At 43.8% G+C, this 12,778-nt stretch carries 13 protein-coding genes; 10 read left to right on the forward strand and 3 right to left on the reverse strand.

All coding sequences use genetic code 11. The annotated features are described in order from the left end of the window. Position 1: 1 nt before the first annotated feature. Both ccoO and ccoN read right to left on the reverse strand, forming a co-directional pair. Entirely contained in the window at positions 2 to 622 is a 621-nt protein-coding gene (ccoO, locus tag ACF8EG_RS19405; RefSeq protein ID WP_069507001.1) for a cytochrome-c oxidase, cbb3-type subunit II, read from the reverse strand. A gap of 12 nt (positions 623 to 634) precedes the next feature. Then, positions 635 to 2,062, reverse strand: a complete 1,428-nt coding sequence (ccoN, locus tag ACF8EG_RS19410; RefSeq protein WP_005477654.1) for a cytochrome-c oxidase, cbb3-type subunit I — start codon at positions 2,060 to 2,062, stop codon at positions 635 to 637. A 256-nt stretch (positions 2,063 to 2,318) separates the two neighbouring features. Between ccoN and ACF8EG_RS19415 the strand changes: the two genes are divergently transcribed. From ACF8EG_RS19415 to ACF8EG_RS19425, 3 genes are all read left to right on the forward strand, one after another. Further along, positions 2,319 to 2,675: a hypothetical protein gene (locus tag ACF8EG_RS19415; protein WP_005457383.1), complete on the forward strand. Its 357-nt coding sequence runs from the start codon at positions 2,319 to 2,321 to the stop codon at positions 2,673 to 2,675. A 113-nt stretch (positions 2,676 to 2,788) separates the two neighbouring features. After that, complete coding sequence (locus ACF8EG_RS19420; RefSeq protein WP_025632232.1) at positions 2,789 to 3,970, forward strand: FIST signal transduction protein; 1,182 nt, start codon at positions 2,789 to 2,791, stop codon at positions 3,968 to 3,970. Further along, complete coding sequence (locus tag ACF8EG_RS19425; protein ID WP_045545169.1) at positions 3,960 to 5,690, forward strand: ATP-binding protein; 1,731 nt, start codon at positions 3,960 to 3,962, stop codon at positions 5,688 to 5,690. Before ACF8EG_RS19420 ends, ACF8EG_RS19425 begins: the two co-directional genes overlap by 11 nt. A 167-nt stretch (positions 5,691 to 5,857) precedes the next feature. Here ACF8EG_RS19425 and ACF8EG_RS19430 read toward each other — a convergent pair whose 3' ends face one another. After that, a complete protein-coding gene (locus ACF8EG_RS19430; protein ID WP_186585305.1) occupies positions 5,858 to 6,226 on the reverse strand; it encodes a DUF3693 domain-containing protein in 369 nt (122 codons plus the stop codon). Positions 6,227 to 6,413: 187 nt separating this feature from the next. Between ACF8EG_RS19430 and ACF8EG_RS19435 the strand changes: the two genes are divergently transcribed. The 7 genes from ACF8EG_RS19435 (at position 6,414) to ACF8EG_RS19465 (ending at position 12,767) form a co-directional block, all read left to right on the forward strand. Then, on the forward strand, positions 6,414 to 6,716 hold the full coding sequence (locus tag ACF8EG_RS19435; protein WP_025518896.1) for a hypothetical protein: 303 nt from the start codon (positions 6,414 to 6,416) through the stop codon (positions 6,714 to 6,716). Next, positions 6,716 to 8,746: a replication endonuclease gene (locus ACF8EG_RS19440; protein WP_392419677.1), complete on the forward strand. Its 2,031-nt coding sequence runs from the start codon at positions 6,716 to 6,718 to the stop codon at positions 8,744 to 8,746. Before ACF8EG_RS19435 ends, ACF8EG_RS19440 begins: the two co-directional genes overlap by 1 nt. An 83-nt stretch (positions 8,747 to 8,829) precedes the next feature. Continuing rightward, entirely contained in the window at positions 8,830 to 9,135 is a 306-nt protein-coding gene (locus ACF8EG_RS19445; protein ID WP_005389159.1) for a hypothetical protein, read from the forward strand. A 270-nt stretch (positions 9,136 to 9,405) separates the two neighbouring features. After that, positions 9,406 to 9,669 carry a major coat protein gene (locus ACF8EG_RS19450; RefSeq protein ID WP_021448020.1) on the forward strand — a complete coding sequence of 88 codons (264 nt, stop codon included), beginning with the start codon at positions 9,406 to 9,408 and terminating at the stop codon, positions 9,667 to 9,669. Between the two features lie 70 nt (positions 9,670 to 9,739). Next, a complete protein-coding gene (locus tag ACF8EG_RS19455) occupies positions 9,740 to 11,335 on the forward strand; it encodes a chemotaxis protein (protein ID WP_392419679.1) in 1,596 nt (531 codons plus the stop codon). Next, complete coding sequence (locus tag ACF8EG_RS19460; RefSeq protein WP_012841818.1) at positions 11,335 to 11,694, forward strand: DUF5455 family protein; 360 nt, start codon at positions 11,335 to 11,337, stop codon at positions 11,692 to 11,694. The genes ACF8EG_RS19455 and ACF8EG_RS19460 overlap by 1 nt, the downstream gene beginning before the upstream one ends. Then, positions 11,694 to 12,767, forward strand: a complete 1,074-nt coding sequence (locus ACF8EG_RS19465; RefSeq protein ID WP_392419697.1) for a zonular occludens toxin domain-containing protein — start codon at positions 11,694 to 11,696, stop codon at positions 12,765 to 12,767. Before ACF8EG_RS19460 ends, ACF8EG_RS19465 begins: the two co-directional genes overlap by 1 nt. Positions 12,768 to 12,778 lie beyond the last annotated feature (11 nt).

The raw sequence follows: 12,778 nt of genomic DNA on the forward strand, positions 1-12,778 counted from the left end.
CTTACTTCATTGCATGACCAAGAGACTGAAGGTAAGCGATGATTGCATCCATCTCTGTTTTACCTTCTACTTCTTTAGCCGCATTCGCGATTGTTTCATCTTCGTATGGAACACCAAACTGATCGCGGAACACTTCAAGTTTCTTCTGAGTCAGCTCGCCATCTAATACGTTCTCAGCAAGCCAAGGGAAACCTGGCATGTTTGATTCAGGTACTAGCTCGCGAGGGTCAAGTAGGTGTACGCGGTGCCACTCATCAGAATAACGACCACCGACACGAGCCAAATCAGGACCTGTACGCTTAGAACCCCATAGGAATGGATGTTCCCACACACTTTCACCTGCTACAGAGTAGTGGCCGTAGCGTTCCGTTTCAGAGCGGAAAGGACGAACCATTTGACTGTGACAAACGTTACAACCTTCACGGATATAGATGTCACGACCTTCCATTTCCAGAGGAGTGTAGACTCGTAAGTTTTCTACACTTTCTGTGGTTTGCTTTTGGAAAATCAAAGGAGTGATTTCAACAAGAGCCCCCCAACTGATTGCAAAAACAATAAAAATAGCCAACAAACCGACATTACGTTCTAGAATTTCATGGCGATTATTAGAATTATTACTCATTCTTAAATCTCCTTATGCCGGATGAGGGATAGCCTTGAGGCTTTCTTTTGGCGCACTTACCGTTTTGTACGTGTTGTATGCCATTAAGAACATACCTGATAGGAAGATGAAACCTCCTAGGAAACGTACAAAGTAGAATGGGTAAGATGCTTCAACTGACTCTACGAAGCTGTAAGTCAGGGTGCCGTCAGAGTTAACTGCACGCCACATCAAGCCTTGCATCACGCCAGAGATCCACATTGCTACGATGTAAAGAACCGTACCAATTGTTGCTAACCAGAAGTGAACGTTGACCAGACCCACAGAGTACATGCGCTCTTGGCCAAACAGGCGAGGGACTAAGTGGTAAACTGAGCCGATTGAAACCATTGCAACCCAACCTAGCGCACCAGAGTGAACGTGACCAATAGTCCAGTCTGTGTAGTGAGATAGTGCGTTTACTGTCTTAATCGACATCATAGGGCCTTCGAAGGTAGACATACCATAGAAAGACAATGAAACGATTAGGAATCGTAGAATAGGGTCGTAACGAAGCTTATGCCAAGCACCAGACAACGTCATAATACCGTTGATCATACCACCCCATGAAGGAGCAAATAGAACAAGAGACATCACCATACCCAGAGACTGTGTCCAGTCTGGTAGCGCAGTATAGTGAAGGTGGTGAGGACCTGCCCAAATATATAGAGAGATCAATGCCCAGAAGTGAACGATAGACAGACGGTAAGAATAAACAGGACGTTCAGCTTGTTTAGGTACAAAGTAGTACATCATACCTAGGAAACCAGCGGTGAGTAGGAAACCTACCGCGTTGTGTCCGTACCACCATTGCACCATTGCATCCACCGCACCGGAATAAATCGAGTAAGATTTACCTAGTGATACAGGGATAGCCATGCTGTTCACGATGTGAAGTACTGCTACTGTGATGATAAATGCACCGAAAAACCAGTTCGCCACATAAATGTGGGAAGTGTTTCGTTTCACTAACGTTCCAAAGAACACCACTGCATATGAAACCCATACAATCGCGATAGCGATATCAATAGGCCATTCTAGTTCAGCATATTCTTTACCTGAGGTAAAACCTAGAGGGAGAGAAATCGCTGCGGCTAGGATAATTGCTTGCCAACCCCAGAAGGTGAAGGCAACGAGTGGGCCACCAAAAAGACGTGTTTGACATGTACGCTGAACAACATAATAAGATGTTGCAAACAGGGCACTAGTACCAAACGCAAAAATTACCGCATTAGTATGCAGTGGACGTAAACGACTGTACGTCAACCACGGCGTATCAAAGTTTAGCTGTGGCCAAACTAATTGAGCGGCAATCAAAACACCAACAGCCATACCAACTATGCCCCATAAAATGGTCACAAGGGTAAATTGGCGAACGACTGTATAGTTGTAGTTTTGTTCAAGCTGCTTTACTTGGCTCATTTGCATGCTTCCAATTTCTAATTAACTACACTTTACTTCCAACACGACTTGCGTCGTAACACCACCCAAGTAAACTCTAGAACTCAAGTGTTATCATCACCTTATTTCTATTGCTGACTTTAATAAAAAGTGGCATTTTCAGCGTGACACTATACTTGAATTAACAATTCAATGACAGAGTAGTAACCTTACTGGAGCTCTGGAAATCATTTTTTATTTAAAAAGTTTGAAGTTTGTAACAAGGATATTAGTAATTATGCCTGCACAAAAGTTAACAAAGGCGAGACTTGCACAAATCTTAATCATGCTCAGTCTTTTAGTTGGTGCGTTTTTCTGGAGAACCTTTACGCACGAGACCAGCACAAGCGTTGACTGTTCACAAAAAGAGCGATGCGATGTAACAATTGGTGAAGATAAAATCACGATTAATCGTGATTCGAGTGGGATTTTGATTGAAACAACTGAAAGTACAGGTCTAAAAATTGATCTGAATCAATCTGGTGTGTTTGATAGTATAAGCGACAATCATTATAGAGCTGAATGGAATGCTATATCTGCAACCAAAACGATTAAGCTCAAAATAAACCAAAATATTGTCTTAGTGCATTTATAAATTAGATCTGACACGAGATAATGGCATCTTCTTTGTGAAATTCGAACCTTCTAGCCTAACGATAATTTGTCGTAATGGTATAACAGTAACGTGACAAACAATAATAAAAGCGTATGCAGTGCCAATCAGTATTTACCCATATTACCGACGAATATTTAGCAGTAGAGAGGCTTCGTTCAGAGCTGAGGCAAGAACACTTGTCTTATATCATCTGTTATTACACAGAAGAATACGACTTCAGAGCCATTCGCTCTGCCTTTCTTAGATATTTCCCTGGTGTTCCATTCCACGGTTCAAGTTCATGCCAAGCCATTATGACCGATCAGGGTTTTCACGTTGGGCCTGTCATAGCGGCTATGGCTATCTATGACTTAGGCCCACATGCTTATGGAACTGGTATTTCTAATTGTGAAGAAAATGAGTGTGTCTCCGTCGCTCTAGATATGGCTCTTCAAAATGCTAATCGAATTGGGGAAGTACCGAACTTAATTCTTCTTCATGCAACTCCTGGGAAAGAAGAAAAGATTATCGAATCGATCGACGAACGCTTCGGCACACTTGTTCCTATCATTGGCGGTTCTGCAGCAGATAACCACATCGAGGGGAAATGGTCAGTGATTACAGCGCAAGGTCATGAAAAGCAAGGGATTAGCCTCACACTATTTTACTCCTCTAATCCCGTTGATATTGCTTTTAGTGCAGGTCACACACCAACCAACATCAAAGGCCTTGTTTCCAAAGCAAAAGGACGGTGTTTACTGGAAATAGATGGTGAATCAGCACTAGATACTTATCGAAAGTGGACTCGTCATCAAGAAAACCTAACTAGCAAAGAAAACCTACTTTTTACCAACTCCAGCGCTTATCCCTTGGGAAGAGTTGCAGGGCATTTGTACGATAGACCTTATTACAAGCTTTCCCATCCAATACGTGAGACCGAAGATGGGGGGATTGAGCTATTTACCCAGATTTCGGTAGGGGAAGAGCTTACTTTGATGAAAGGGAGTAGGGAGCATTTAATCGCTCGAGCGGCAAAAGTCGTGAATGCTGCATTTAACCAAAAATTAGAAGAATCTCGAAAAATTGGGGTCATAAATATATTTTGTGCAGGACCGATGTTGCACTTAATGCAAGACATGAATAGCGTTTGCGAACAAATTAATCAGGAACTGGAACACTTGCCATTTATATGCCCATTTACCTTTGGTGAGCAGGGAAGATTTATCGGCGGCGAAAATGGACATGGAAACTTGATGATCTCATCAGCGATTTTCCATAAACCTTATGAAAGATAAATATTTAGACACATACCAACAAGAAGCATTACAAGAAGCGTTAGTTGAGCTAAAGCAGACCAAACAACGGGAAAAATTGCTTGCCGATGAAAACAAAGCGATTCTTTCAGCAATCTCTGCAATGAGCGAGGCAAAAAATCGTAATGAAATTTTTTCGGGGCTAAACAGCGTTCTAAAAAAGTACATCAGTTTTGAAGACTTTATTGTTATCACGCGCGATGACAGCCGTTATCCGTTCAAAACGTTAATCTCAACCAACAGCGTGTTTGATAAGGTAGAGTGGTTACACGGTAACACGATGGAGCGCGCATTAAACGGCGAGTGTATTCTATTATTCGAGCCAACGAAATTGTTAGAGTTTGAGAACTTAAATAGCTTTGTTAAAACACATGTTAACTCCGTGATTTTAACGGGCATTCGTTCGGAAGTAACACAAAGCATCATACTATTAATTGGATCTCAAAAAGGGCATTTTAGTATTGAAAACAAAGAGACTCTAAGGCGCTTTAGACCTCTTATAGAACGTGCTGTTATCGACATAGAAACAAAGGAAAAGTTACAACGTATTGTTGAGGTAAGAACGACTCAACTTGCAAGAGCTCGTGAAGAAGCAGAACTAGCCAACCAGTCAAAATCTGAGTTTTTGGCAATGATGAGCCACGAGATCAGAACGCCTCTTAACTCAGTTTTAGGAATGCTAGACATCCTGAGACAATCTACCTTATCAGATGAACAATTTGATGCCCTCAATCAAATGGAATGCTCCGCTGAGCTTCTTTTAGCCATCATTAGCGACATTCTCGATCTTTCAAAAATTGAATCTGGTAGCTTCCAATTAAACGAACAGTGGATACATTTAAATGACACTGTAACTTTTGTGATTTCTCAGCAAAAACAAATAGCTATAACTAAGAATCTTTCTTTTAACTTTGATTGTCAGATCTCATCAGACAAACAGTATTGGATTGATTCGACGAGGCTGTCACAAATTCTCTTTAATTTGATTGGGAATGCCATTAAGTTTACGGACTCAGGAAGTGTGTCTGTTTCTGTCGCTGAAGAAAATGACGAAATTGTAGTTTCTATATCTGACACCGGAATTGGAATCTCGAGAGCAAAACAAGCCCATTTGTTTACGGCATTCCATCAAGGTGATCGCTCAATTACTCGAAGGTTTGGTGGTACAGGCTTAGGGCTTGCTATTACCAAGCACTTAGTTGAAATGATGAGAGGTGAAATCTATGTAAAAAGCCGCGAGAACGAGGGTTCTGACTTCACCATTCGAATTCCAGTTCTAACACGTTACAACCAAAGCAGTCCTGTAAAAATTGAGCATAATAGACCAAGCAAAGCTCTAAACTTGCTTATCGTCGAAGACACTCAATCAAATCAACTTGTCATTAAATTGATTCTTAACAAGCTTGGCCATAATGTGCATATTGCAAGCCATGGCGCAGAGGCGCTTACATTTCTTGAAGAAAACGATAACCGAATTGATATGATCTTGATGGATGTCTCGATGCCAGTAATGGATGGAATAACAGCAACTAGGCTGATTAGAAAGAAAGGAATCACAATTCCAATCGTCGCTTTAACAGCACACGCGCTAGAAAGTGATAAAGATAAGTGCTTAGATGCTGGCATGGATAGTTTTGTATCAAAGCCAGTTCGCAGGCAAGATATCTATGAAGCTATACAATCATTAATAGAAACGGTGTAACCATTAATATAGATCTTAACAATCGATAGATTATTAAGATCTATATTAAGTATTTTATGGTAAATACCGATTATGTTTAATCAGCTTCCTAAAGTTAGCTCAAATTTAAAACCTGAAAGAGATAGGAGAGCAAAGTAGAAAGAATCTGGCGTATGGTTATACTATATTTAACATAATATACATAATGCGCACTTAGCTATAGCTACTTTAAGGTCGCCAAGCCACAACGCAAACATGCCACAAATCATTGAAATACTTGATAATCCTAGCCCGTTAAACTTTTTTGCAATCTTCGCCCAAGCTTGTTGAGCTTCGTACGTTTTGGCTTTATCAGCAGCTAAGTACACCAAAACGGATTCTGTATCTGCTCCAATTTCTTTCGCAAGAAAAAGTGCTTCATTTTCAGTTAGATAGCGTTGTCCATTTCTAATTGCGCTAATCTTTTGGCGGCTTAACCCCAAATCATGAGCAATTTGCTTATCTTGAACATAGTTCTTTGCCTTTTTGTAGGCATCTAGCAGTTGATTTGTGTACATAGTCGCACCTCCTGTCTTGATTATTGTATACCCACAGTCCACAAAATGCGGTCTTTACAGTCCTGAATTTTGTGGCTTATAGTCCACTTAAATCAGGATTTAGACCGCCTTAGCTCTGGGCGTTTGCCCTTGACGCTTTCGCGCTTGGCTTTGGCGGTCGCTCTCACAACTAGTCAAGGTGGTTGTTATGTCAGAAGTCTCCAATACAAAAAAACTAGAAATATATCTGAATCGCGCTTGGAGTTTGTTTCTTGTCTCGGTTATTGCCGCGGGTATTTATTTCTTTGGTTCCCTTATCTACGACTCGTTTGAAATCCCATACGACGATTACGAAACTTTTTCGTTTTATCTTGACCATGAATTTTGTGGTGATTTGGCTCGCGACTATGCCTCTGACGGTCGCGTCACTGTTTATGAGTATCTGGTTGTTTCACATTGCTCTGGCAAAGATGAGAAGCGTAAATTCTACTCAGAGCTTGAGGCTCAATAATGCGTGAACTTGTTATTGATTTGGCATCAGGCAAACAAGAATGGATTGATTTTGTTCCTGTCCATTCTTGGGCTTCATGTGAGCATATTCCTGACAACTTATTCGACCATCGTTTTGAGTACGTCGACCACAGATTCACAACGCCTGAGGATTTCATTCCGTCGGCAGTGAAATCGGCAATGAGTGCGCCAATCTACTCACACGACCTGTCAGATTTTATTGAGCGCCCTACTTCTAACCCTTGTTTGGACTTGCCGAAATCATTACACCGTAACGGCGACTTCGCTCGACACATGACACGCGCTTACACCGACATTCTGAAAACACGCAACGCTTTGGAAGCAGTCCGCGCGGTTAACGACGCTCACGACCGTTTGACTGAGCACGGTTATAGCTACGCGATGTCAGATGAGCAAATTACCAATCTAGCCAAGCGCAAATCACGCGACTTTTCTCGCGTGTTAAGTGCGATTCCTCTTGAAGAATCACAAGCGCGTTTTGATAAAGCGGTTCAACTTCTTGATTCATTAGGCTTGGCATTCTCACCTGAGCAAGTTCAATACGCAGAAAACAACTGTGAACTTTTCGCATTGGTGAACCGTGCGCTTGATGAGCATTGGCTTGTTCGTCAGCTGCGCCGTAAGTGTGCTTACGAGGTTGAATGTGTTGCGCGTGATTTAGCGCTTGTTCAACGCCGTAAGCAAGTTTACTGCTCGGATTTTTCTCTAAGCCGTCAACGTGACCGCAATACGTCTAATCGTATCGCGCTAGAAAACACGATTGCTTACGATGAGGCTGACCCGTCTAACTACTTCACACTCAGTGAGCTATCCGCTAAGTCGGTTTCTAACGCCGAGATTCGCCGCGCTGAAATGTTTGTTCGTCTGCGTGGCTTTGAGGAAATCGCTCAAGAATCGAATCACGATGCGGTGTTCTTCACGGTAACAGCTCCGTCTCGTTTTCACTCTGTTTCTAAGGGTGACATTAACCCGAAATGGCTTGAGGCTGGCAAGCCTGACGCGAAATCAGCTCACGCTTACTTAATGGGCGTTTGGGCGAACCTTCGTAAGTCGATTGATAAGAGCAAAATCAAGGTTTACGGGATGCGCATTGTTGAGCCTCACCAAGACGGCACGCCGCATCACCACTTGTTGCTGTTCATGGAAAAATCCGCACGCAAATTTGTGACGTCTGAGTTTCGTCGTCTTGCTATGGCTGACTCGCCAGACGAAAAAGGCGCAAAGAAAGCTCGTTTCAAAGCGGAAGTTATCGACTGGTCTCAAGGTTCAGCCGTTGGTTATGTCGCTAAGTACCTGAGCAAAAACATCGACGGCCAACACATTGATTCTGACAAAGGTTCGTCTTTGTCTGGCTCAGATGCGGCGGAACGTGTCGTGACTTGGGCGCGTGTGAATCAAATTCGTCAATTTCAATTTATTGGTGGTCCATCTGTCACGGTATGGCGTGAGCTTCGTCGTCTTCGTGATGAATTCAAAGAGGACGATGCTTTGTTTACAGATTTATCTCAAGACGAACACTTTCTATTAGAAAAGGTTCGCCGCTCTGCTGATGAGGGCGACTGGAAAGCGTTTTGTTACGCAATGGGCGGCGTGTTCGTTAAGCGCAAAGACCAACCAGTAAAAGCGGAATATTCCGTTTCAACCTCTATCGAAAAACTGATTGCTTCGGGCGGTGAATACTCATCGACTCGCTACGGTGATATGGCTCAAGCGCGTTTGAATGGCTTGATGTTCCATAAGATTTTTATCGCAACTCGCTTCCGTACTTGGAAGACCGAGAACAAAGAGCAATTCATCCGTGCTCAACAAGGCATCATGTCTAACGTGGTCGATTACTTCGACGCGCTAGAACGTGAAAAAGAGTACGAACGTATGTATGACGACCTTTACGAGCAATACGAAAAACACCTAGCGCTCTATGACGAAATGGAAGCGCTGTTGCTCACTGACCCTCAGGAAATTAATGCGTCGTGTTGGGTGGGCGCAGCCCCGCCCGACATGATGCATTAATTTCCCTTGGACTTGTGTCAATAACTGTCATTTCAATTTTCAACTAACCAACAACGTAAAAATAAGGGCCAAACACTATGAGAATGGAAGGTTTAATTCTAGATGTTTCGGACATCGTTCAAGAAACCAAAACAGACCGTAACGGCGAACAAAAGCAAAACGGCAAGCTACGTCTTATCACGACCAACCCAACGGACACTATTGAAGTGCGTGTCTCTCCTGAGCTTTGGGAAAACGGCAAGGCTGGCGAACTGCTCAAGCGTTGTGTGGGTAATCGCATGATGTTTGATGTGGAACACAAGAAATTCAGCTTTGGGAACGATGAGGGTAAACACGTCTCTATCGACGGTTTCCACCTCTACGCCCTACCTCAATTAAACGAAAAGTAAGGGCTAAATCATGACCGAGACGCAATTTGCAGAGCTAATGGCTCGACTCGATAATTTTCAGTTAATGGTGTTCTTAGGCATTTGCTTCTTGCTAGTTGCGCTCGGTTGGATGGTCGGAGGACAAAGATAAATGCTGTCATCAGAGTTCATGCTCGGCTGTTTCGCGACAGCCTTTATCCTTGGCTTCTCGATTGGCTTCCACATTCTCGGATTCAAGAAAGCGGCTGAGGTTTCAACTTCTTCATAAACCATAACATAGGAAATAAGACTATGGAAAAGCAAAGCAAAGTACGCGCAGCAATGGCTAAGGCTGGCGCAGTAGTAACAGCAAAACGTGCGGCATTTGGTGGTGCACTTCTCATGGCAGCATCTTCTGCCAATGCAGCACTTCCAGAAGTGGCAACACAAGCCTTTAGCACGCTGGCAAGTTACGTCACTGAAATGCTCACCTCGACATGGGGCATCGCCGTGCCAATGACGGTCGGCTTCATCGGCATCAAGCTATTCAAGAAAGGTGCAAACAAAGCAACGTAATTCTAACGACTGCTTTATACACCCATTGGTCAACGCCTCCGAATGGGGGCGTTTTTTATGAGGAAAATAAATGAGTATTAAACAAAGCATTGCGTCACTGGTTATTTTGCTGAGTGTTTCGTTTAATGCTTATTCAAAATATTTAGTTTTGGGCAATAACAACTCCGCTGGTGCTGTTGTTGCTGGTTGCTTGGGTTATTCCTATGGCTCTAAGGTGTCTGATGCTGTAGTTCCTCCAAATAAAACATTTGATTTTAACGGCGAAACTGTAACTTGTTTAAGTGCTGGTATTGATTGGGATAATAAAAGGGTTTGGGCTTCTTCACGAAGAGCAAATGGTCAAAGATGGACTGGCTCTTGGTTTGGTAGTGTGAAAACTTGTCCTGATGGTACTGAATTTAATAATGAAACTGGACAGTGTGAGGCACCCCCTCCACCTTTCTGTAGTCGTCCCGATACAATCCAGCAAATGAGTGACTACTCTCAATCATGTTCGTCAAAAGGACCTGGTTATCAAGCCAATATCATCTGTCGCGATGAGGATGAGTATCTTGATATGAGTTGTCCACCTCCTACTGAGCAATGCACCCCTGATTCATCTGATTGGCCTGCATGTAAAGACCCAGAACCCGACGAATGCACACCTGACTCGCCGGATTGGGACCCTAGATACGGTACGTGCTGTAGACCAGAAAACAACTGGTGTGACACACCTGAACCCGAATCTTGTGTTATTGGTGGTCCTAATTGGCCAGCGTGTGCGACTGATACCGATATTGACCCTCCAACAGGCGGTGATTTGGGCGACCCTGATAAACCAAGTGGCGGCGGTACTGGTAATCCTGACCCAGAGAAACCCGAGCCTGATGTCGATAATACGAGTGATACCCTCGCTGCTATCAAATCCATGAACAGTGATTTGAATGCGCAGCTTACTGGCATCAATAACGACATGAATAGAAATCAGGCTGAAACTAAATCCGCTCTCGATGCGCTCAAGGCGTCGGTTGATTTGAATACCGATACCGTTGTCGATAATGCAAACCATGTAGCGAATGCGATTCAAGGTCAGTCCGATATGTTGTCTGATATTGGCAATAATACAAACCGTTTGCTGACTTCGGCTAACAACCAGTTAGGTAATGGTTTTGGTCAACTGTCTAGTGACCTTGGAGATTTGCAGCAAACCAACCAACAAGGGTTTGATGAGCTTTCGGATAAGCTCGACGATTTAAAACCATGTGTACCTACTCCTGAGAATAGATTCTGTGAAAGTCCTCATGGATTGGATAGTAACTTTGTTGGTGATGCACTAACTCAAGCGGATTCGATTGTTTCCGGTGCTTTAGGCTCTTATGAATCGACGGTTGTTGGTGCGGCAAATGATTTGCTTGAAAAGAATATTACGGCTGAATCTGAGGCGCATATTACTGCGGTTTCTGATTCATTCCTTAACTTGCTTCCACAACCTAGCGAATGTATGCGGCTTTCTTTGCCAACACTCAATGGTGGGAACGTTTCAATCTCTTGTGAGTTCTCTCATAAGTTGAAAATGATCCTCTCTATTCTGATTTACATCTACACGATTAAGACGCTTGTTGAAATCCTGCTGACTGAGGTCACGCCTGTACCAAGTAACAAGCCAGGTTCAGGGAGATATTACTAATGATTCAGCTATTACCTATTGTTTCAGGCATTAGTGCGGCGTTGCGTTTACCTGCTTTGGTCGCGTTTATAGCACAAATAGCGACGACTCTGTTTGGTTGGTTCTTTATCGCCAAGGCGCGCAACGTCACGATTAACTTGGTGATTATTACCTTATTGATTGGGCTTACACTCGCGCTCACTCTTGCCATTTATACGCTTGCCACTGGGCTTTCTTACGTCACGCCCCCGTTTTGGTCACAAGCGGCGGGCATGTTTATTCCAAATAACGCAATTCCTTGCGTGAGTGCGATTTACTCGGCGCGTCTGCTGCGTTGGGTGTGGGAGTGGAAGTTCTACGCGATTGTGAGGGCGGCGTAATGGCATCGGTCTACTTTGTTACGGGTAAGCTCGGCTCAGGCAAAACGCTAACAGCAGTCGGTAAGATTCGCGAGGCGTTTATGCGCGGTGTGCCTGTAGCGACAAACCTCGATATCAACTTGAAAGAAATGCTTGGACGCGATAAGCGCAACACTCGCCTTTATCGTTTGCCGGATAAGCCTCAAGTGGAAGATTTGATGGTGATTGGTTCGGCAAACAAAAGCTATGACACCAAAAAAGACGGCTTGATTGTGCTCGATGAGTGCGGAACGTGGTTTAACTCGCGCACATGGAACGACAAGAATCGACAAAAGTTAATTGATCACCTTTTGCATATTCGAAAGCTTGGATGGGATGTGATTTTCATCGTTCAAGACATTTCGATTGTTGATAAACAAGCGCGTCTTGCACTGGCTGAACACACCGTGTTTTGTCGTCGTTTAGACCGTCTTCAAGTCCCTATTATCTCGACGGCGGTATCCGTTCTGACGCTCGGTCAACTCAAGTTGAAAATGCCCAAGTTGCACGTTGGCATTGTGAAGTATGGTGACAACGCGAACTCACTCACTGTCGATAAATGGATGCTCTGGGGTACGGACTTATACAGCTCTTACGACACTAAGCAGATGTTTAGAAACAACTATGAGGACGGCGTTTATTCAGCATTGCCGCCCTACTATACCCACGGACGTTACACTGTCCCGTATACGTTGAGAAATATCATGCGCATTACGAAAATCTATCTCCGCAAATACTCTCGATTCAGTGTGTTTGCGGCAGGTGTCGCCGTCTCGTTTGCGGTGTTCACCTTAGTTGGCACGCCGAACATGTCGACGGAACCCGAAACGGCTCAAGCCGCGGTGCCTCGCGAGTCATTGAGTGACTTGCTCGATGGCTATCGAATCGAATCTTCAATGAATCCCCCAAACGTTGCCCCGTCTTTTGTGCTGGTTAAGGACGATGTGCGTCTGTCGTCGTCGCAACTATACGCAAAAGGCTTTACGGCTCAATCTAACGGCTCTTGCTCCATTACGGTTAGCGGCAACGGTCAATCATTCAAAGTCATGTGCTAGGGAAAAAGGTG

The organism is Vibrio sp. YQ_11 (assembly GCF_043103065.1).
Lineage (GTDB): Bacteria > Pseudomonadota > Gammaproteobacteria > Enterobacterales > Vibrionaceae > Vibrio > Vibrio parahaemolyticus.